General features: G+C 32.3%; 23 protein-coding genes and 1 pseudogene. 2 read left to right on the top strand and 22 right to left on the bottom strand.

The window, feature by feature from the left end:
- Positions 1–65: 65 nt before the first annotated feature.
- From PF572_06590 to pilM, 21 genes and pseudogenes are all read right to left on the bottom strand, one after another.
- Positions 66–869: a prepilin peptidase gene (locus tag PF572_06590; protein ID MDA3840721.1), complete on the bottom strand. Its 804-nt coding sequence runs from the start codon at positions 867–869 to the stop codon at positions 66–68.
- Positions 870–1,754 (bottom strand): glycosyltransferase family 2 protein, encoded by an 885-nt coding sequence (locus PF572_06595; protein ID MDA3840722.1) that lies wholly within the window; start codon positions 1,752–1,754, stop codon positions 870–872.
- Positions 1,751–2,638: a glycosyltransferase gene (locus tag PF572_06600; GenBank protein MDA3840723.1), complete on the bottom strand. Its 888-nt coding sequence runs from the start codon at positions 2,636–2,638 to the stop codon at positions 1,751–1,753. The genes PF572_06595 and PF572_06600 overlap by 4 nt, the downstream gene beginning before the upstream one ends.
- Positions 2,629–3,537, bottom strand: coding sequence for a glycosyltransferase family 2 protein (locus PF572_06605; GenBank protein ID MDA3840724.1), 909 nt, complete (start codon positions 3,535–3,537; stop codon positions 2,629–2,631). The genes PF572_06600 and PF572_06605 overlap by 10 nt, the downstream gene beginning before the upstream one ends.
- Complete coding sequence (locus PF572_06610; GenBank protein MDA3840725.1) at positions 3,522–4,148, bottom strand: FkbM family methyltransferase; 627 nt, start codon at positions 4,146–4,148, stop codon at positions 3,522–3,524. The genes PF572_06605 and PF572_06610 overlap by 16 nt, the downstream gene beginning before the upstream one ends.
- Positions 4,135–4,686 carry an acyltransferase gene (locus PF572_06615; protein MDA3840726.1) on the bottom strand — a complete coding sequence of 184 codons (552 nt, stop codon included), beginning with the start codon at positions 4,684–4,686 and terminating at the stop codon, positions 4,135–4,137. The genes PF572_06610 and PF572_06615 overlap by 14 nt, the downstream gene beginning before the upstream one ends.
- 4 nt (positions 4,687–4,690) lie before the next feature.
- On the bottom strand, positions 4,691–5,923 hold the full coding sequence (locus PF572_06620) for an ABC transporter ATP-binding protein (GenBank protein MDA3840727.1): 1,233 nt from the start codon (positions 5,921–5,923) through the stop codon (positions 4,691–4,693).
- A gap of 59 nt (positions 5,924–5,982) precedes the next feature.
- Positions 5,983–6,513 (bottom strand): hypothetical protein, encoded by a 531-nt coding sequence (locus tag PF572_06625; GenBank protein MDA3840728.1) that lies wholly within the window; start codon positions 6,511–6,513, stop codon positions 5,983–5,985.
- An 18-nt stretch (positions 6,514–6,531) separates the two neighbouring features.
- Complete coding sequence (locus PF572_06630; protein MDA3840729.1) at positions 6,532–7,200, bottom strand: hypothetical protein; 669 nt, start codon at positions 7,198–7,200, stop codon at positions 6,532–6,534.
- A 46-nt stretch (positions 7,201–7,246) separates the two neighbouring features.
- A complete protein-coding gene (locus PF572_06635) occupies positions 7,247–8,068 on the bottom strand; it encodes an ABC transporter permease (protein MDA3840730.1) in 822 nt (273 codons plus the stop codon).
- 77 nt (positions 8,069–8,145) lie between these two features.
- Positions 8,146–10,449 carry an O-antigen ligase family protein gene (locus PF572_06640; GenBank protein ID MDA3840731.1) on the bottom strand — a complete coding sequence of 768 codons (2,304 nt, stop codon included), beginning with the start codon at positions 10,447–10,449 and terminating at the stop codon, positions 8,146–8,148.
- A gap of 143 nt (positions 10,450–10,592) precedes the next feature.
- Positions 10,593–10,892, bottom strand: coding sequence for a hypothetical protein (locus PF572_06645; protein ID MDA3840732.1), 300 nt, complete (start codon positions 10,890–10,892; stop codon positions 10,593–10,595).
- Between the two features lie 105 nt (positions 10,893–10,997).
- Positions 10,998–11,075 (bottom strand): annotated as a pseudogene (locus PF572_06650) (prepilin-type N-terminal cleavage/methylation domain-containing protein).
- A 218-nt stretch (positions 11,076–11,293) separates the two neighbouring features.
- On the bottom strand, positions 11,294–12,493 hold the full coding sequence (locus PF572_06655; GenBank protein MDA3840733.1) for a type II secretion system F family protein: 1,200 nt from the start codon (positions 12,491–12,493) through the stop codon (positions 11,294–11,296).
- 2 nt (positions 12,494–12,495) lie between these two features.
- On the bottom strand, positions 12,496–13,530 hold the full coding sequence (locus tag PF572_06660) for an ATPase, T2SS/T4P/T4SS family (protein ID MDA3840734.1): 1,035 nt from the start codon (positions 13,528–13,530) through the stop codon (positions 12,496–12,498).
- 3 nt (positions 13,531–13,533) lie between these two features.
- Complete coding sequence (locus PF572_06665) at positions 13,534–13,911, bottom strand: response regulator (protein ID MDA3840735.1); 378 nt, start codon at positions 13,909–13,911, stop codon at positions 13,534–13,536.
- An 8-nt stretch (positions 13,912–13,919) separates the two neighbouring features.
- On the bottom strand, positions 13,920–15,659 hold the full coding sequence (locus PF572_06670) for a GspE/PulE family protein (GenBank protein ID MDA3840736.1): 1,740 nt from the start codon (positions 15,657–15,659) through the stop codon (positions 13,920–13,922).
- A 10-nt stretch (positions 15,660–15,669) separates the two neighbouring features.
- Positions 15,670–15,972: a hypothetical protein gene (locus tag PF572_06675; protein MDA3840737.1), complete on the bottom strand. Its 303-nt coding sequence runs from the start codon at positions 15,970–15,972 to the stop codon at positions 15,670–15,672.
- A gap of 2 nt (positions 15,973–15,974) precedes the next feature.
- Entirely contained in the window at positions 15,975–16,457 is a 483-nt protein-coding gene (locus PF572_06680) for a hypothetical protein (GenBank protein MDA3840738.1), read from the bottom strand.
- 155 nt (positions 16,458–16,612) lie between these two features.
- On the bottom strand, positions 16,613–17,383 hold the full coding sequence (locus PF572_06685) for a hypothetical protein (protein ID MDA3840739.1): 771 nt from the start codon (positions 17,381–17,383) through the stop codon (positions 16,613–16,615).
- A gap of 8 nt (positions 17,384–17,391) precedes the next feature.
- On the bottom strand, positions 17,392–18,429 hold the full coding sequence (pilM, locus tag PF572_06690) for a type IV pilus assembly protein PilM (GenBank protein ID MDA3840740.1): 1,038 nt from the start codon (positions 18,427–18,429) through the stop codon (positions 17,392–17,394).
- Between the two features lie 132 nt (positions 18,430–18,561).
- Here pilM and PF572_06695 point away from each other — a divergent pair, with 132 nt between their 5' ends.
- Positions 18,562–19,809: a hypothetical protein gene (locus tag PF572_06695; protein MDA3840741.1), complete on the top strand. Its 1,248-nt coding sequence runs from the start codon at positions 18,562–18,564 to the stop codon at positions 19,807–19,809.
- On the top strand, positions 19,809–20,585 hold the full coding sequence (locus tag PF572_06700; protein MDA3840742.1) for a double zinc ribbon domain-containing protein: 777 nt from the start codon (positions 19,809–19,811) through the stop codon (positions 20,583–20,585). The genes PF572_06695 and PF572_06700 overlap by 1 nt, the downstream gene beginning before the upstream one ends.
- Before the next feature lies 1 nt (position 20,586).
- Here the strand turns inward: PF572_06700 and amrB are convergent, their stop codons facing one another.
- On the bottom strand, positions 20,587–22,470 hold the full coding sequence (gene amrB / locus PF572_06705) for an AmmeMemoRadiSam system protein B (protein ID MDA3840743.1): 1,884 nt from the start codon (positions 22,468–22,470) through the stop codon (positions 20,587–20,589).

A 22,470-nucleotide genomic window follows, 5' to 3' on the forward strand; every position in this document is an offset into this window, starting at 1 on the left:
GTAACACAAAAAAACGCCCTAAAGAGAACGGCGTAAGGTCATGGCATGAAGAATAAAAATATACTTTACAACAAAGCAATATACCAACTAAGTATTTGATTACCCCAAAAAAGAGTTATAATTGAAGCTGTCGTCAAAAATATCCCAAGAGGGACTTCCGACCCCCACTTTTTCATCCCAAAAACAACCAAGAAAATAGAAATAACTGAACCAATAAGATAGGCCAAAAGGATGGCAAGTAAAATCATGGGCCAAGAAAACATCACACCCATCAACAAACCAAGACGAATATCCCCTCCCCCAATCCAGCGACCCCTCGAAACAATGAACTGAGCCAAGAAAAATCCCCCACCAATAAATGCCCCAATTAGAAGATTTGTCCAAGACAAGCCAAGAAATAAATTAATCCCAAATATTATTGCAATGGCCGGCAAGGTAACTCTATCTAGAATCAAATACCACTTTAAGTCATAGATAAAAATGATAATCATGATTGAGATAAAAAATAAATCGCGAGCGAGAGTTAAAAGATGAAAGTTAAAAGTAGAAAGAAAATAGGCTATATCGAAATTCAAAATTCGAAATTCAAAAATATTCCAAAATGCATATAAAAACAATATCCCAGTTATAAATTCAACCGCTGGATATTGCCAACTGATTTTTTCATGACATTTTCGGCACTTGCCTCTCAAAAATATAAAACTAAAAACTGGAATATTGTCATACCAAGCAATCTGTTTTTTGCATTTCGGGCAATAAGAGCGACCCATTATAGTTTCCCCTTCATGTAAACGATAAAGCAATGCATTCAAAAAAGAACCGATAATAAGGCCGAGAGTTAAAATGTAGAATAGTATTAAATATGTCATTTATTTATATTTACCCATTTTACCAAGCAAAAAATCTCTCACTCCCAATATCATACCATATACCATTTTATTTTTCCCTTGAATCGTCCACTGAATAATTCTAATCGGGACAACTATAAATAATAGAAAAAAACCGCCTATATAATTATTAATTCTCTTAAAAGCAAAATATAATCTATTTCTAGTTCCATAATATCCGTTTGAAAAAGAAAATTCCCCATCTCTTGAAAAACTTACTTTGTGCCAAATCATTGAATCAAGAGCTACTTTTATCTTCCAGCCAGCTTTTTTTGCTAAAATAGAGAAATCTAAATCTTCAACCGTCAAAAAATATGGCTCAAATAAGTAACCGATGTCTTCAAGGACTTCTTTTCTTATTAGCATTGAACAGCCAGTTATAAAGTCTGCTTCCTCTTCCCCAATTAAAACTTTATTTTCATCTCTCATCCATAGCTTATGTTGCCCAGAAACTCTCCACCAAATATATCTCCCCCCAGCAAACCAAATCTTTTTTGGTTCGTCATAGTAGTATATTTTAGAACCAACTATCCCGACTTTATCATCTTCTAGAGCCTCAACCATTTTGGTTATAAAATCAGGGTCTACTACTGTATCGTTATTCAACAAGAGAGCTGCTTCTGCTCCATTATCAAATGCATATTTTATTCCCTGATTGCAAGCTGCAGAAAAACCTAAATTTTCACTATTCTTGACTAAAATAACTTCTGGATAATTATTACTTATTAAATCGAGAGAACCATCCAAGGAACCATTGTCAACAATAATTGTATCAAAATTGTCAAAATTAACTTTTCTTAGTGAATCAAGACAATCTCCTAAAAAATTTTTTCCATTCCAATTAGGAATTATTACTGATATTTTCATTTTTTTATTATGTTATTTATAAATATTCTGTACCTTTTAAGATTAAACGGATATAAGTAAATTGAATAAAAAAATAGCTCAAAAAATAAAATAATTTTCTTTAGCCTTATAGCTGGACTTAACCCATCTAACAGTTTTACGGACATCTCTTTTCTCGTTAAATTGCAAAATCCACTTTTTTTTCTCCTCCTGTAAGCATTCCTTTCAGCTAAAACTCCAGAAAGTCTCCCTAGGTTTTTCAAATTAACATCAGGAGTTTTTGAGATACCATTTTGATGAATTCTATAATAATATAAGGGAATTTTTATATATTTTAACCTACCTTTTTCTTCTAGTTTATATATAATATCTTTATCGACAGCTGATTTAAGCTCAGGATTATAACCTTCTGTTTTTTTATATAATACTTTCTTAAAAGTTCTTAGCTGGCAAACTTTGAAAGTATGTAAGTTTGTTTTCCCACTCTCAAGCTCACCGACCCATGGTAGAACCCTTTTAACAGCTAAATTTTCATCGCATTCATAAGTATCGCTATATACAAAATCAACCTCCGGGTTCTCTCTGTATTCTCTTTCCATGGTAAGTAATGCGTTCTTATCTAAAACATCATCAATATCCAAAACTGCAAAGATATCCCCGGTAGCCATTTCAGCACATTTTCTTTTTGTTGCCCCGACTCCAAGATTTTTTTTATTTTGAAAAAACTTTATTCTTTTATCTCCTAAATATTCTCTAATTATTACAGCAGACCTATCGTTTGAAGCATCATCAACAATCAATAACTCCCAATTCTGATAACTTTGTGCCAAGACACTTTCTATAGCATCTCGCGCAAAATTGGCATTATTATAGCTTGCCATTATAATAGAAAATTTTATATCCATATCTTTTTAAATATTTTTGCAAATGGGAATTTAACAATCCTAAACAAAAAAATTAACCATGCTTTAAAATTGTATGGATAAATTTTAAATATTTCTGTTAAATAATATTTAAATTTTCCCCAATTTCTCTTCTTCAAATAATATGGAAGAATATCAATCAAAATACTTGTTATCTCTTTTTTTGATAAATTATTTTTTTTTCTTCTTTTAAAAGAGTTGAGTTTATTTCTTAAGTTATATAATTTTGCTTCTACTGCATTTTTTTTCTGAGATATACCTCCGGTATGTATTCTGTATTTATACAAGGGTTTATTGATAAAATAAAAGCCTGTCACTTCTTCTAATTTATATATAATATCCCTATCGACTGATTTTTTTTGCTTAATATCAAATCCAGCAGTTTTATAGTAGGCGTCTTTTTTAAAAGATTTTATATGTCCTACTTTAATCTCATGCAAATTTGTGCTGCCATCTTTAATCTCACCAATCCAGGGATTAATTTCTACAATATTTAAATGCTCATCACAGTTATAACAAGTAGAATAAACAAACCCAATATTTTTGTTTTTTTTATAGGCTTTATCCAGTTCTTCCAGGGAAGAATTAATTAGTGCATCATCAGAATCAAGAATAACGACAACATCACCGCTAGAGAGCTCCACCCCTCTTTTTAGAGAGGCGGCATAACCAACGTTGGAAGTATTTTTAAAAAATGTTATTCTATCATCATTTAAATATTTTTCAATAACAGAAAAAGAATCGTCAAAAGAGCAGTCATCAATTATAACTAGTTCCCAGTGCACGAAGGTCTGTTCAAGAACTGACTCTATGGCCTCTGAAATAAAAGCAGCATTATTGTAATTTGCTAAAATAATTGAAAATTTTAATTCCTTAGCCATCCTTTTAATTTTTTAATAAATATATCTCTCTTAAATGCTTGTAATAAAAATTCATCTTTTTTATTATTCCCTACTACTTTGATATTATTTTTTTTAAATTTTTTTATATAAGTCCTGTGTTCTTCAATGGTCATATTAATCCTATTAAAATGCCATTCACAATAAATTTTGTTAATTAATTTAATTGCTCCAGACTCTATCATGTCTTCAAGTATTTCATACTCTTTCCCCTCAATATCTATTTTCAATACAAGATAATCCTTCTTCTCAAAATTTTTTAATAAAAAATCTGAAAAATTTATTGTGTTAACCAGCTCAAATTTTTCAATATCACAATTTATTTTTTCCTTAAGTAAGGAGTTCCCTTCTTCCCCGTATGTGTCGCCATAATAAAGCTTTACTCCCTCTTGATTTTTTATATCTACAGCTGAATTGTATAATAAAAATCTTTGATCTCTTCCAAATTTTTCTTTAAGAATTAAAAAATTATTTTTTGTTGGTTCAAACAAATAAAATTTTTCAAAATCATTATATATCTCAAGCGCTTTTTCAGCGCTATCTCCGTTATATGCACCTAGGTCTATAAATATCTTTCTTCTATTTTTTTTCATCTTCTCTATTTTTTATAAATTTAGCTGGAACACCAGCGTAAACAGAATTTTTTTTAACATTTTTATTGACTACTGCCCCAGCGCCAATGATTGCTCCACTCCCTATTTTAACTCCGTCCAAAATCTTGACATTTGCCCCCAGCCAAACATTGTCTTCAATGAGAATTCCCTTTTTTGTTATCCCTTGTCTCGATATTTTTTTACTTAGATCGCCATATAAATGATTAGCTGGAATTATAATTGTCTGAACCGCTATCCTTACAAAATCACCAATAACGACTCCGCCATGTCCATACACTACACAAAAAGGATTAACGGATGAATTCTCACCTATCTTTATATCACCTCCATAACAAAGTAAATTAACTAAATCGTGTAATTCAGAATTATCTCCGATGTTAATCATCCCACCTTTAGAGGTATCTAATTTAATACTTTTACCAAAATAAACATTTTTACCAATAATAATATTACTATTAAATAAGAATTTAAGGCTTCTTGCTTTACTTAAAATTTTATTAAAAAAACTATCATTCATGATTTTATATTTCCCATTTATGATCAACTAAAACACCCTTGTTTTTATATCCGCTAGGAAACTGGCATTCTCCAGAGTAAAAATTACCACTTTTAACATCAAAAACAATGGCATATTTTACCCAATCTTCAACTTCTTTATTTACTTCGAAAAACAAATCAATGACATATTCTCCTTCAGGTAGTGGCAGCCTCTCTATTTTGCAAACTAATTTTCCTTTTGGTTCTATGGATTTACCCTTTATCTCACTATGAACCTCCGTTAAACAAGCAAACAAATAATCGCCATTCTGGTTGTTAAATTTAATGCCGACTCTATAATTATTTAAAGTATTTTTTAAGTTTGAATTATAATTAATTTCAATTTCTAATTCTTCCCCTGTAACGACTTGATTACCTTTGTTTAATTTTATCCCAGCAAAAAATATATTATTTTTTCCTTTTCTATCACTTCTTTCAAGGAGGCCTATTTTAGATATTGATTTATTGTTTTTTAAATATCTTTCTACTGTCTCATTAGTATCCCCAATATAGGAAACCTCCCCATTTGAAAGCAAAAGACTTTTATTACAAAGTTTTTTTATTGAAGACATGTCATGACTTACAAAAATAACAGTCTTACCATTTCCTTTTGTTATTTTATCAATTTTATTTAAAGACTTTTTTTGAAAATCTACATCACCCACCGCTAAAACTTCGTCAATTAACAAAACGTCTGAATCAAGGTGTGCTGCTATAGAGAAAGCCAATCTAACAGACATCCCTGAGGAGTAGTATTTAATTGGAGTATCTAAAAATTTCTCAATTCCAGAAAAGTCAACGATTTCATCTAATTTTTTATAAACGTCTTTCTTGGTCATTCCCAATAAAATAGCATTTATAAAAATATTTTCTCTCCCGGTTAGCTCGGGATGGAACCCAGTGCCAACCTCTAGCATAGAGGAAATTCTCCCCTTTATTGAAATATTACCAGATGTTGGCATAGTGATTCTTGATAAAATTTTTAAAAGAGTCGATTTTCCAGCTCCGTTTGGCCCAATTACACCAAGAACCTCGCCGGCGTTAACATGAAAATTTATATTATTAAGTGCGATGAAGTTTTTTTTTCTTTTTTCGCTTAAAAAATCTTTCGGGGAAAGAACCATTTTTGAAAATTTATCACGCAAAGACAAGTAACTAGATTCCGCTAAAACCTGATAGTATATTTTTGATAAATTATTTACATCTATAACTTTCATAAAATAAACAACATCTTATATAAATAATTAAATAAGATGTTGAAGGTCAATTAAAATTACTATTTTAATATTATTTCTTTTGCAATAAATTCTTTTTTTTCTTTTACGTCTTCGCTAGAGAAAACATCTATTCTACTTCCAACCTTTAAATTGTTTAAGTTTATTTTATCTTTGATGAATGCCAGAGGTGGTACGATAGATGATTCGGGTGAAAAATTCTCAGCTTTTATTTTCTCAAGATATTCATTCATTTCCATATTATATTCATCCTCTGCTTTAGAAACTATTTTATATATCGTAGAATTATTAGAAATAAGAACATTTCTTTCATTTAGCGTAGGTGACGAAAAAGGAGAAACTGGATTAAATTTTACTAAAAGATGATCAGCAAAAACTTCCAGAACCGTTCCACTCAAAGAAGTAACGGGCGCGTTATTTAATGTGTCTGAAAAATAGCCATTTTCCTCAACTGTTTTTTTTAAATCAAGCAGGCAATTTGTTTTTTGCTTTTTTTCTCCTAAAAATAACCCTAACAAAAAAGAAGAAACAAGGAATAGAATAAACACTAAAATTATTATATTTTTTTTCATAAATTTATAATATAGATTTTAATAACCAACTCCGCACCATCTAATGTTCCATTGCCATGTATTAGCATCCGTAGGAGACCATGCTCCGTCAGTATACATAACATAAAGTCTAAAAGTTGAAGAACCAGGATTAAAGATACTGTTTGATCCAGTTGTTCTATGGTGATAACCGCTTCCATTTAAACTGACAAAATAATTTGGTGTCGTCGTAAAACCAGCTAAAGATGTATCTACATCAACATAAACTGCGTCAATTGTATGAACTTGCCAATTTGTTAAACCTGGAACCGTTCCTCCACAAACTACTTTCAATGGGTTCCCTGATGTGTCAACTAACGTTGGAGAAGGAATTGCTGAGATTGCGGTTGCGATAGAAGTATTCATAGATCCTCTACTTACTGCGTCAGAATCGACCGCTGGATTGTTTAGATTAGTTATTCTATTGTTCCCCATGTCTATATTTCCACCCATAGTATCACCACTCTTTGCTACAAAATCAGCGTCCAATCTATTCCAGTCAACCACGCCCAAGGAATCTCCTGTTAATTTGTTGTAATCTGATGGATTTAGGGCCTTAGCAATATTAATAAATGAAATTGGACTAAAAATGAGAATACTCACAGAGAAAGAAAAAAAGATTATTAGAGAAAAGACTAAAAAATGATTTTTATTGCTATTTTTTATCATGTTTTTAAGTTAATTTATAACTACATTATAGCACATAATGAATACTCTAAACAATATCCGCAAAGAATTCTTCTGTTTTTCTAAAATAGTAATAACCAACAGCCAGCAGAATTAAACAAGCCATTGTTGAAATACCCAGGAGTGGCCAGTTTATTGGAAAATTACCCAAAAGAGCGGCCCTAGCTGCCTTTATTACTCCTGTCATTGGATTCATTGCAAGAAACCAAGACCAAATACCTGTAATTGAGGCTGGGTAAATAACAGGGGTTAGGAATAACATGATTTGGATAAAAAATGGCAGTATATATCTGACATCCCTATATTTTACATTGAGCGCTGCTAAAAAAAGTCCGAGACCCAGTGCTGCAATAAAAGTAATTAACAATAACAGGGGAAGTATCAAAAAACCGCTTAAATGAGGCAAGTAACCATAATATATCATTAAAAAAATCAAAATTACAGATGCTATTAAAAAATCTATAAATTTTGTTATGGTTGCTGAAATCGGCAAAATTATTCTCGGAAAATAAACCTTAGTAATAATGTCTTTATTGTTTATCAAGCTATTACTGATTTCTGTTACTGACCCAGAGAAAAATTGCCACAAAAGAAGTCCTACATAAACAAAAATAGGATAAGGGATATCATCGGATGGCATTTGAGCAAATTTGCCAAAAAAAATCGAAAAAATAATCATGGTCATAAGTGGCTGGAATATAGCCCAGGCTACTCCAATTACTGTTTGCTTGTAGCGAACCTTTAAATCACGCCAGGTGAAGAAATACAAAAGTTCTCTATACTCCCAGATTTCTTTTAGGTCAGAAAAATCGAATGCCGTTCTTGGTTTTATTATTGTTATTTTTTCCATGTTTTAATTTTATATTTCTAGATTCTGGATCCCCAGTCAAGCTGAGGATGACTGGGTTGTTCTTGTTTTTATTATTGTTATTTTCCCCATTTATTCTCTATGTCTTTTTTTAGATTGATTGCCTCCTGATAATCAGGGAAGATATCGAGGGATTTATTGACTTCGAATAAAGCATTTTCAAAATCACTGGCCTCGAAATATGATTTTGCAAGATAGTAGCTCCAAAGATGACCCCCGTCTCCTATTTCCACTGCCTTTTTATTATACCAGATAGCCTCTTCAAAATCACCTTTTTCTTGATACAAATTTGCCATTTTGTTATAGACTCCCGGCAACTCAATGATTTGATTAGCTTCTTCAAAATATCTCACAGCTATACCAATATCTCCCCTTTTACCATTTATTTCTCCAAGAAGAATCTTATTTAAAAGAATTTCACCCTCAACTTGTTGGAGGTGGTCACGATTAATATTTTCGTTGTTTCTATCTGGAATTTTACTAAAATGAATATTGGATAGCTTTTCAGCTTTTTCTAGTTTATTGTTTTTAAAATAAATATTAGCTAACTTATAATAGTTTCTGGGTATTCCTGGATAATCTAATATTAAATTCTCATATTCCTTTATTGCTTTGGCAAAATATTCTTCATCCCCATTTGAAAGGTAAGAATATATGTTTGCCCGAGCTAATCTCTCTTCGTATTTATCTCTATCTATATTTTTGATTATTTCTTTTAAATACTCTGTCCCCTTAAAACTATACACTAAACCATATTTTTCTACCTTTGGAGTCCATTCAGCGAGCATCTCGCCGAAACCTATATCATAGGTATTTGTTTTTGGTTCTAATTCTTTTATGTAATCAAACAAAAGGAGGGCTTTGAAATATTCTTCATTGACTCTCGCCTGTCTAATCTCCAGATAATATTGATCGGCAATTATTTTGTTTATTTCTATTCTTAATTGTCCAAAAAGGAAAAATATTAACAAAAAAACAATCATTAATTTTAATAAAGTTTTGAACAAGACATTCTTCTCGTTTTTTATATTTTGTCCCTTATCTTCATTCTCATCCTCTTGAAAATTTATCCATAAAATAATTGCGAAATAAAACCAAAAGATAATCTCTGATGTGATAAATGAAAAATTAAACAAAAGATAAACAAAATATGAGGCAAAAGCTATTCCAAGGGAAATATTTAAAAATTTTTCTCTATTTTTTTTAATATTTTCAATTATTAAGCTAAAAAATAAGTAGAGAAGAAGAATATAGGAAATAAGTCCAAAAATACCTGTTGTTAATAAAGTATCAAGAAATATATTATGAGCCCTACTTGGTCTAACCCCAATGCTAGAGTGGACCGCCCAATTCGTTTCATAATATTTAGGTATAATTTCTCCTTGTGAATCGAGTCCATGCCCAAAAAATGGTTTTTCTCCTATCCCATCAATGCCCGCTTTCCAAAAATCAACTCTTGCAGCAGTGCTTCCGTTCTCAAAATTAAAAACGGAGCTTATTTTTGTTTTAAACACAGAGGAAGCACTAATAAACAAAAATAAAATGACTACAATTATACTTGCAATTGTAAGATTTTTTTTGTTTAAAAATTTTAGTTTTGAATTATAAATAAAATACAATCCCAAAAGAAAAAGTCCAAATAAAAATCCCAACCAAGAAGCTATGCTATATGTATAGCCGAGAGAAAGAATATTTAAAAATAATACTAGAAGATAGAAATATCTAAAATATTGTTTTGTTTCTCTAAATAAATATATATTCAACGGAATTACAAGGAGAAGGAATGCACCCAAGAAATTTGGTTGACCGAAAGTCGACGTCACTCTTAGCTCTGTAGATTCGATCCAACGAAAAGGGTCGAGACCAAAAGCTTGAGCAATGGCATAGGTGGACACAAAAAATGAAGAAAATATCAATGCAATGAGCCCCCGATTGATGCTCCTTTTGTCTTTTAGGTTTAAAAAGGTTAAGCAGAAAAACAGGAAGAAAAATACAATTGATTCAAGCCCGAACAATCTATCATAAGAGCCCCATATGCTAATGCTATAAAATCGTGAAAAAACAGTTGACACAAATAGAGAGGTAAAATATATGACAAAAATTATGATTGCCATTCTGTATTTCTTAACCTTATCCCAAAACAAGTTTATGCTTTCTGGGTTACCATAGAAAAAAAATCTAATAAAACTAAAAAATAGTAAAAATATTACAGAAATCTTGAAAAGAATAAATTTATTTAACTCAAAAACATTATTTGTTTTAACAACAAAAGAAAAAAATAATGGTGTTAAAAACAATATTTCTAATATAAAAAATTGAATTAAGATATCCAATATTTTCTTATAGCTTAAGTATTTTTTCATGTTTGTATTATAACAGGTAATAAGAGATAGGAGAAAGACTAGCGATTATATTTTTTACACCTCACCATGTGTATATTATCAGTTTATCTATATAAAAAAACCCCCGTTGGGAGGTTTTTTTATATAGAATTCGAAATCTTTTATTAGTCGTCTACAATACCTGCTGGAGTAGCATAATGACCAGTTACACCAGTAACAACTGCACCAGTTACAGAGCCTGCTGTTTGACCAATACAATAACGTAGTGTGTAACTACCGTGAATCACTGATGAGCCACAGTTGCTACCATCTACATCACATGATAAATAAGCGTAATCTACATTAGGACAGCCTTGGTCAGTTCTTGGTGTTGGATTATCCGGAATAACACCCATGTAGGTAATACTTGATGACGCAATAGGACTCCCCGTAGCGAACTCTCCTGTTGGAGGATATTGACTCATGTCAGTAAAGTAAAGCTCCAGTGCTGTCTGGATTTGCTTGATGTCAGATAGACGTCTTGCATCTCTAGCTTTTGCTCTGGCGTTATTTAGAGAAACAACAGCCAGTGTTGATAGTAATCCGATAATAGCGATTACTACTAACAACTCAATAAGTGTAAAACCTTTTTGATTAATTTTTTTCATAATTCACCTCCTAGCTAATTTACATACTATATTCATTTAATCCTAGAATTTAAATAAACAAGCATGGGGATTTAATTAATTAAATTTTATAATTTAAAATTTAGAATTTAAAACGCAAGTATAATTTCATGCTCTAAATTCTAAATTTTAAATTTCCAAAACTTATCCACATTATACCACAAAATGTTATATACTAAAACAGCCTATGAACTAATGAGCTAAGCGGCCATTTGATACATTGGCATAATAATTGCTGCTACCATTATCCCAACACCAATTCCCATGATAACCATAATAATTGGTTCCATTAGAGTCATTAAATTGGCCACAATATTGTCAATTTCTCTGGTATAAAATTCTGTAATTTTTTCTAAAATAACATCAAGCTTTCCTGTTTTTTCACCAATGCTCATCATCTGACTAACCATTTTTGGTATTTGATCACTTTGGGAAAATTCCTTAGAAATAGAATGTCCATCTTCGATGCTCACAATAGTTTTATCTATCAAATTTTTATAAACTGAATTGTTTACAATATCTCCTGTAATTTTAAGAGCATGAGTCATAGTAACGCCACCGATTAAAAGAGTATTAAAAGAACGCGTAAAGCGAGTCAAGTATATTAATTTAAAAAGTCTTCCAAATATCGGAAGTCTTAAAACAATATTATCAAAAATAGTTTTGCCTACTTTTGTTCTGAGAAATGCTTTTAAGCCAAAAAATGCTCCCAATAACAAAATAATAATTAACCACCAATAATTCTGCAGGACACTTGAGGTGGCAATAAGAATTTTTGTAGCCATGGGTAGCTCTCCTCCACTCTCCTCAAGAACTGTTGTTAACTTAGGAACAACAAAAACCATCATAACAATCCCGACGGTGCCAAGTCCCGCCATAACGAAGGCTGGGTAGATCATTGCTCCTTTAACTTTGCTTATCATGTCGTATTCTTTTTCTATCTCATTGGCCAAATAATCAAGAACTTCATCTAGCTTACCAGAATTTTCACCAGATTTTATAATATTTACAAAAAAATTATCAAAGACCTTAGGCCTCTTTGCTAGAGATCCCGAAAGAGTTGATCCTCCATCAATCTCGTCAACAACTTCAGATAATATCATTTTTAGCTTCATATTCTCTGTTTGGTCGACCAATATCCGCAAAGCTTGAACGATGGCAACATTAGCTGAAATCAAAACAGAAAATTGACGAGAAAAAATAACCATATCTTTCGGCTTGACTCTATCTATCACAAAAGCCCCCTTGGCTTGCTCCCCACTAGACTCAAGATAAAGAGAGACAATCGAATAACCCTTTTCTCGCAAGGTATCGGCCGCCATATCCTCAGTAACAGCATCAACAAGGCCTGCTAAGGCTTTCCCCGACGGATCTAATACTTTGTATTTATATAATGACATATTTAATAGATTTCTGATTCTCTTATTTCCCCAGAATAAATCAAGGCATCAATCGATTTGCTCATACTTATCATTCCTTCTTTTCTAGAGGTTTGGATAATATTGTCTAGTTGAAAATATCTACCTTCCCTGATTAAAGATTGGATGGCTGAATTATTTATCATCACCTCGTAAGCCATGGCTCTCCCGGAAGGTTTTTTGAAGAATGATTTTTGAACAACAATCGCAGTCAAAATATCAGCTAGCATAAAACGGGCGGCTTCTTCATTGTATTTTGATTCAAGGGCGTTTATTAATTTTTCAATTACTTGAACTGAACTCGGTGCATTTAATTCAAGTATTACAAAAGCATTTCCGGAAGAAAGTTCGGCCATCAGAGGAAAGGCAAGTTCAAAATGTTGTTTGAATTCACTAACATAAACGAGGTCAACATCGTCATTCAAGCAGTAGTTAAGAGCGTCTTCAGCAGTTTTTACATCACGACCAATCTGTCTTTGTTCTATTAGAGATTTTTTGCGAACGAAAATATTCTCAATTGGTTCTTCTATAGTTACTATGTGTCCGCCTTTATTATTATTTATTTCTTCAACCAAAGCACTACAGGTCGCTGTTTTTCCTGAACCATAAGGACCAGCAACAACCAAAAGGCCGGCTTTCCTGTCTACTATACGAGAAACTATTTCTGGCAGATTAATCTCTTTTGTTGTTTTAATTTTATTTGGAACATAATAAAAAGAAATTGAGTATGATGATTTTTGTTTAAAAATATTTATGCGAAACCGAAGCTCTCCAGCCAAGTCTTTTGAAATGGTTATTTCTTTTTTCTCACCTAAAATTGTCAATTCATCTTCAAATAAAATTGATTTTATAACACCCATCAAGAAATCATTTTCAAGCTTCTCTTCCCCTTCAAGCTCTATTAACTCATTATGAACTCGAATTATAGGAACACTATCAGCGCTTAAATGAAGAGAAGCTGCTCTCTTTTTTTTACCAGCGAGTAATATTCTATTTAAAAATATTGATACAACTTCCATATTTTATTGACCTAATAAGCGATTTATTTTATCTACCACCTCGGAAGGCATAAAGTGTGCTTTTACTAAATAATCATCGGCCCCCATTGAAAGACCTTGTTCGACGTCTTGTTTTTGACTTAGATTGGTCAAAAGAATAACAGGGATAGCGCTCGTTGTTGTGTCTGCTTTTAGCTTTTTCAAAACATCAAAACCATCCATATTCGGAAGCATGATATCCAGAAGAATAATACCTGGTTTTTCCTTCTGAGCCTTTTCAACTCCCATTTCTCCATCGCTAGCCATTACGACTTCGTAACCCTCAATTTCAAACTTTGTTGAATACATACTCAATAAAAATTCATCGTCCTCCACTATTAAGATTTTTTTATTAATAGACATATATTTATTTAATCCTGGGTAACCCTCAAAACATCCTCCATTGTAGTTTTACCCTGAATTATTTTAATTAAACCATCCTCAGTGATGGTGATATATTTTTGATTTTCTCTTATTTCTTCTGTAGAAAAATATTTTTTTCCATCCAAAATTTGTTCTTGCATTTTTTTATTAACATCAATTACTTCTGAAATAGCGACACGACCTTTATATCCGGTATTGCCACACTTTACACATCCCATCCCTTTAAACATTTTTAAATTATCTACATCATATTCTGGAATAATTTCCTTTACATAATCACTTGGAATCTTTTTTAATTCTTTTCTTAGGGATTCACTAACTTCTTTTGTCATTTTAATTTCCTCACGACAATTCTCGCATATTTTACGGGCCAACCTTTGTGAAACAATTATTCTAAGTGTTGTCCCTACCAAAAATGGCTCTACTCCGATATCAACTAGTCTAGTAATGGCGCCCACAGCGCTAATGGTGTGGACAGTCGAGAGAACAAAATGTCCAGTCATGGCGGCATGGATTGATAATTCAGCTGTTTCTGTATCTCTAATCTCACCAACCATTATAATGTCTGGATCTTGTCTTAAAAAAGAACGTAAACCACTTGAAAAAGTATATCCTATTTCTGGTCTAACTTGAGACTGATTTGCTCCAGGTAAGTGATACTCTACGGGATCTTCTAGGGTTGATATATTTATTCCTTCTTTATTCAGACTACTTAAGACAGAAAAAAGTGTTGTTGATTTACCAGAACCAGTTGGACCTGTTACTAGGAAAAGACCTTCTGTTTTTTTTATTCCTTCTTCAATAACCCTTAGGGCATGTCCCTGAAAACCAAGGTCAACTAAGCTAGGGGCTCCCTTGTTGGTATCTAGAATTCTCATTACAACCTTTTCAGAACCGGTTAAGGGGAGAATAGAAACACGAAAATCGTACTCCTTGTCATCTATTGCCATTCTAATACGACCATCCTGGGGTATTCTAGTTTCATCTAATTTCAAATTTGCCATTACTTTAACCCTCGCCACAATAGCCGTATGAATATTTCTAGGTAAAACTAAAGAAGTATGTAGAATACCATCAATCCTATACCGAATTCTCGTTTCCTTATCCAATGGTTCTATATGAATATCTGATGCCTTTCCCTCAACTGCATGCCTTATAATAACAGAAACAATTTTGGCTACAGGAGCACTCTTGGTTATCTCTTCCATTCCCCCTGAGTCATCTTCTTCTTTTTTCTTCTCCTTTTCCTCCGACTCCTCTTTGCTTTCTAGGGCACTGGTTAATTCTTTCGATAAAATTTTGTATTTTTTAAATGCAGAATTGAAACTTTTTTTTGATATTAAAAAATATTCTGCTAAGAGACCTCCCCGCTTGGCTAAAAAATCAACCGCCTCTATCGCTTTGAAATTATTCGTATCAATAATTCCAACTTTAATTTTTTTATCTTCCTTAGCAAAACAAATTATCTTATAATTTTGGGCAACCTCACTAGGAATCGTCTGGAGCGCATCATCTGATAAGTCCTTGTCCAAAAGATTTTTATAGGGAAACCCATATGTCTCTGCTTTTATTTTTGTTAAACCCTCTATGTCTATTATTTTTTTTCTTTCCAGAAGATCTTCTATTAAAATTTTCTGACTTTCAGCTTCTTCTCTTATACTTATCACGTCCTTTGCGCCGAGTATTTCTTTTTCAGCCAAAATGTCTAGAATATCTTTATTTTTCATAATTTTCAATTTATTCCGCACTAAATGGATTAGAATTACCTTTTTTAAAATTCGGGCGGAAACCCTCTGGCATTTCAACTAGATCTTTATATCTTTTATCTTCAAAAATATCTAAGCTTATTTTCTTTAAATTGCTATACTTAATAACAACGGGAACCGGACCACCTGCATCAGTTGCTAAGGGATTTTCTTCTTCACTTGAACCAAATGACCCAAAATTAGATATCAATAAATATGCAATTAGACCAAAAACAACAACAAGAACTACGATATTGATATACATTTTTTTCTTATTTGCTTTTTGAATAATCATATTTACAAACTATAATAATAGGCACTTAAGACCAAACTAACACCCTCTCCGTCTGAGTAGCTAACATTTTTTATATCCATCAATCTAAGATTTTTTTCAAAATCAGAGATTAAATTTTTCATTGTCATATAATCGGTCTCTGAAACACTTAAATTTAAAACAATTTCTTTTACTCCCTTAGACAATGCAGTACTAGTAGTACTCTTGGGGACTGCTCTTGACCTCGAGGCCCCAGACGCCTGTTCATCTGAATTGATTGTTACGGAATTTAATATTAAACCCCTGTTTTTGATTATATCCTCTACACTAATAACAAGGTCTTCGTAGTCATTTTCGCTGGGAATTATTTTATTTATTCTTTCTCTGTCTAAATCGGAAACTTTTTTATATGATTGATTAAAAATTCTTAAACGCTCTAAATAAGTTTCAAGCTTTTGCAGTTCATCTATTTTTATTTCTGTTAACTCCTCTGAAATACTTTTCATTTTATTGTATTTCGGTTTTATAATAAAGATATAACCTAAAATGAATATAAATAAAAGAAAAATAATTGTAAGGAATTTTGAATATCTAAATAGAAGAAGGGAAAATTTTCTTTTATTCAAACTATTTATATTTTTAAAAGCACTACTCATAGTCTTTATTTTTTATAAAATATTTCTGGATCAACTTCCAAATTTAGATTAAAATCGACATTTGTTTCACCTGTTTTTTCATCTTCATTTAAGGTTATAGATGAGAAAACAACTTTTTTAGTATTTTCATCTTCTTCATAAATTTTAATTTGCTCGGTGGCAATAAAATATGAATCTTTGGCCTTGGATGTAAATCCATAACTCCCGCTTGTATCTCCAGAAAAACCACTAAAACTAACTTCTTCTAGGGTATTTTTTTCTAAATACGAAAACAAATTTGACCAATAGACATGTTTATCCAATAAAGATTCAAGGGCAAATATCTTTTCTTGAAATTTTATTCCTTCATCTACTAACAATTCTTCTTTTGCAATACCCTCTTTTGCATTTAAAATATTCTCGTCATATATGCTTGCTTTTTTATTCTCTTCTTTTTCAAGAAACGTCAAATAGGCCAAGCTACCACTAAGGAGCAAAAGGAACACTAGAAAATAACTTACAAACACACTCAAATTTGATTTCCAATCAACAAATGTCGCTACGTCATCATTATCGATTAAATTGGTTTTTATCCCCGAACTAGCAGAGAACCCGTCCCCTAAACCAAGCTTATTCTTTAGCATTTCTAGCTTACTAATATAGGCTCCTTTTTCTTCATTTTCCTTATTCAAAACTTCATCATATTCTGCAATGACCTCCTTGTTTTTTATTACTCCTCCTTTGGATATGTCTTTTTTTTCTTCTAAATTGTCGTTTTCTCCTTGTTTCTCAAACATATTTCTACTTAATAAATGCTTCTAAGAGCTAGTCCAGCTGCAACAGCCAATTTTGGGCCAACTTCGCCCAGAAGTGGCTTTAATTCTTCTTGGTAGGAAATCCTGTCCCAAGGGTCACCTATAATAACCTTTATATCCAATACCTTGGATAAGTAGTTGGAAAGATTGACAAGCAAAGCACCTCCTCCTGATAAAATTATTTTCTCAACTTTTTTATTATCCTTATTTTGATAAAGATTAATGGCGTATTTTATCTCATTTACTACAGGTGATATAACGTCCTCAATTACCTTTGGGATAGTTGCATCTTCGTTCTTAATAGAACTTATCCCCAAATCATATTTAAACTGTTCAGCCATCTCTAGTTCCATCGACCCTTTTTCGCTTATCTCTTGAGTGATAGTAAGCCCTCCCACTTCTACACTCCTGCTAAAAGAAGGGATTCCATTATCAGCTATTGTAATATCTGAAGTACTATCTCCAATTTCAACTATCATTACTGTTGATTTGTCATGCCCCATAAGAGATCTTATCAAGGAAAAAGTTTCTGTTTCAAGACTAAGCAGGTTCATTTGTGCTACCTTAAATATCTCAACATATTTTTTCACTAGAGTTTTTGGAGCACCAGTTAAAAGAACTTTTATGTTTTTATTATCTTTTTTTTCTGGTTCTTCTATCACTTTCCAGTCCAATATCATTTCTTCAAGTGGAAGAGGAATAACTTTTTTAGCCTCCCAGTGAACAGCTGAGGCCATGTCTTTGTTTGCCACATTAGAGAGGCTTAGAATAGAAGAAAAAACAGCATATGTTGGCAGAGCAGCAACAGCAGCCTTATTGTGAATACCAGCATCATTACAAACCTTATTTAAAAGCTGGGCAGCATAAGAAACATCATCCATTAAGCCTGGTTTTATTTTTGAGTTTTCCGAAAAACCGTATGAAACAAGTTTTGCCCCTCTTCCCTCTTTCTTTAACTCCACTACTTTTATCCCAGAACTACCAATATCAACTCCGAGATATGAATCAACTGAAGAAAATAAACCCATAAATATTTGCAATAATTAATTTCTTTACTTTACAGTATTTATATAAAATTATATAATAATAATATATTTAAATATGTTGTAGCTATTATAACATATTTCACTCATTAGAGGCAAAATTTTAATCCCCAATAAATGCTTAGTCAAAATCAAAAAAAAATATTAATGATTCTCGGTTTTACTTCCTTGATTATTTTTCTTGGTTTTCTTTTATATTTAACTTTTTTTCGACAAATGTTGGATGAACCTGTTGCCCAACAGGTCTCCACCACCACCCCGAGCACTGGATCTCTCCCAATTGCAAATGAAGGTGGTGACCCCAATGTAGTAAGCACTCCAAACAACGACTATACTCAGGATTTAAAAACCAATGATTTTCCCCAACTAATAGCCAGTGAAGTAGCTCGAGGAGGCTTAACAAAAACGACTAAGTTAAACAAAACAGAAAGTTCTGATGTTGTTCTTAGCTCTGATGGAAAAAAACTTCAATTCTACGACAACAGTGATGGAAAGTTTTATTATATTGATTCGAAAGGAAACATTACTCCAATGTCGGATAAAGTTTTTCACAATGTTGAAAAAACTACTTGGTCAAGTAAAAGAAATGAAGCTATTCTAGAATATCCAGACGGTTCAAACATAGTCTACAACTTCGAAACAGGTAAACAAGTAACTCTCCCGAAACATTGGGAAGATTTTCAATTTTCCTCAAGCGGTGACAAAATTACAATGAAAAGTATTGGGCTTGACCCAAGTAATAGATACTTGGCAGTGGCTAACACTGACGGTTCAATGGCAAAAACTATTGATAAGATAGGAAACAATGCCGACGATGTTTATCCTTCGTGGTCGCCTAATGACCAAGTTGTTGCTCTATTTACCGAAGGAATAGATTTTAATAGACAAGAAGTATTTTTCATTGGACAAAATAACGAGAATTTTAAATCCACCGTTATCGAAGGTAGAGGCTTCCAACCAAAATGGTCCCCCGATGGTGATCAACTACTCTACAGCGTTTATTCTTCCGACAATGAAATGAAACCATCTCTATGGCTAGTTAACTCCCAAGGAGAAGATATTGGCTCTAACAGAAAAAGTCTGCGTATTGATACCTGGGCAGAAAAATGTAATTTCTCTAGCGCCAATGAAGTATATTGTGCTGTACCAAACGAGCTTGAAGAAGGGGCGGGTCTTTTCCCAGAACTTGCTAAAAATACTGTGGACAAACTATACAGGATAGACACAAACACTGGAGCTAAAAAAATAATAGCTATCCCTGAGAATGATTACAATATTTCAAACATAATAATAAGTGAAGATGAAAGTTATCTTTATTTTACTGATGAAACAACAAGTAGAATCCACAGGATAAACCTTAAATAATGCTTAGTCGTGCTTTAAATACTGCAAAAAATTACGTCACAATTTGGCGTAATTTTTTATTAGATTTAATTTTCCCCATTGAATGCTTGTCTTGCTCAATTGAATCCAAGTGGATATGTAATAATTGCTATAAAGATATTATTATAAAACAAACCCAGCAATGCCTTTCTTGCGGTAAAAATAATCTTCTCGGATCATTCTGTAAAAAATGTAAAAATAACAACTTTCTTGACGGAGTATTGGTTGCCTCAAATTATGACGATAAATTATTGTCTCAAGCAATAAAATCCTACAAGTATAAACTTGTAAAAGGCTTATCCATTCCCCTCTCTCAACTATTAATTGACTTGCTTACTCAAATTTTAGAAGATCCTGAAAAAAATTATTTTTGGCATGGTTCACAAAAAAATATTATAAATAATTTTACAAAAAATATTGTCATTCCCGTTCCTCTTCACAAAAAAAGATTTAGATGGAGGGGCTTCAATCAATCGGAAGAATTAGCAAAAATAGTTGCTGAACATTTTAAACTAAGAATAAACGCAGAAAATCTAAAAAGAATAATATTCAAAAAACCACAAACAGCCCTAGATAAAGATGAAAGATTTAATAACATAAAAAACAGTTTTATCTGGAACGGTAGTGAAATAGATAAAAAAAACATCATACTTATTGATGATGTTAGTACTAGCACTGCCACTCTCAATGAGTGCGCTAAAGTTTTAAAAAAAGCTGGAGCCAACAAAGTCTGGGGTTTAGTTATTGCTCATGGATAAACTACTGCTTGCTGTTTTGGTTAGTATTATTATCTAATTTCAGAACAATTCGTCCTTCTTGAATTTCTTCTATTTGATTTATTCCACTAGACCAGCTTATAAAATTTTGCAAAAACTCATTCTTTTCTTTCCCGAGCATTAAATCAATCTGACTCATATTTGATTTTAGAGGATAGAGAAATAATGCAAGTTTGTCGCTCTCATAGCTTATACCAATTGCAAGACCCTCTTGTGTATCCTTGGAAAAATATTGATCAAAAACAAAATTACCCAAAGAATAAAAAATCGGTTTTCCTTTATACATTTCCATCCCTTGAACAACGTGTGGATGGTGGCCAATAATAACATCTGATCCGGCATCAATCAGCTCATGTCCAACCATTCTTTGTGTCTGATTGAAATTGTGTTGATATTCTACTCCCCAGTGGACATTGGTAATCACAAAATCCGATTTGCTCCTAAGCTCTTCAATAGTTGCCTTAGCTGCCTCTTGGTCAAACAGACCATATACCATGCTGAACCCAGCCATCCCTATTTTTTTTCCACCGATTTCAATTATTTTCGTGCTACACTCTCCAATTTCTTTATCTCGACAACCAACATAAGAAAAATCTAGCTTGTCTAGGTTCTCTCTGGTTTCTTCCTCCCCCTGTCTTCCTTGATCAGCAAAATGATTATTAGCTAGATTGAAAAAATTGAAATTGTACTTTTTTATTTGAAATATTTTTTCTGGGCCAAATGCAAAATCAAAAATATTTTGTGGCATATAATGTTCACCATCATCACTTACGACTCCTTCAAGATTGGCTCCGACAACATCTATCCCCTGAAAAAATCTATTCTCATCCCCCGCCAGTTTCTCAAATATATAATCAATTCCCTTATCATCAATCCTCTCGGCAACATGACGATCAAGCATCAAGTCTCCTAAAAAAAGAAAATTTACTAGAGGAGTGTCGGTCTTTTCTCCTTCGCTAAAATAATATAAATTGTGACTAGTCGTGGGCTCGTCAGGCAGACCAACTAATCTTCCAGAATTAGTAGAAAAAATATTTTCCGAATGTCGAAAGCCCTGCAAATCAAGATATTTAAGCAAAACATAAATAGATGAAGGAGAATCAATCTCCAGGTCATAGACTCGTTCAAAATCAAAACTTTCTATAACAGCCCTACTTTTTTCGTCATGAAAATCAGCTACAGAGACTGGCTGATAGTGAGAGAAATCAACACTTGAGATAACAAGAACATTCTTTTTTTCAATACTTTTAGATAAAACGCTAGCCAAGACTTCAGACTCTTTTTCACTAGTCCCTACTTTCAAAATAACTGGAACAAATTTTGCATTTGGAAAACTTTTTTTTACAAAAGATACAAGCCCAGAAATGGAGTGTTCTTGAACAAATGGTTTTTCTTCTATTTTCAAGATGTCACTATCTCTCAAAAAATCAATCAATTCTAAATCTGGCTCTAGAACACCGTAAGGTGTTTTCCAATTTGCAACTGAGGAAATTATATTAGACTCCCCTACCGAGAAATGATTTGGGCCAATTAAAACAACGGTCTCGTAAGAAGTGCCCTCTATTCCAGCAAAAAATGCTGCTATTTTATCTTTTACTATGAGATGATGCGGTATAATACCACCTGAAACAAATCCTGCTGGCTTTTTTATTTGCAATTTTGCATTCTGGTAGGCCTCATCAAAAAATTCTTTTTTTGAAAAATACGAATAGTGGTTCGGAAGCACTCGCTCTACATTTTTGAATAACTTTGAAAGCCATATTTTCTGTTCGACCGAATCACTACTACTCCTAGCTGTCAAAATTCCAATTTGTATCAAAAAAAGAATAAGGAGAAAATATATAACTATTTTACCAATCTTTTCCAT

This window comes from Patescibacteria group bacterium (genome assembly GCA_027858235.1).
Classification (GTDB): Bacteria; Patescibacteriota; Patescibacteriia; order Patescibacteriales; family BM507; genus BM507.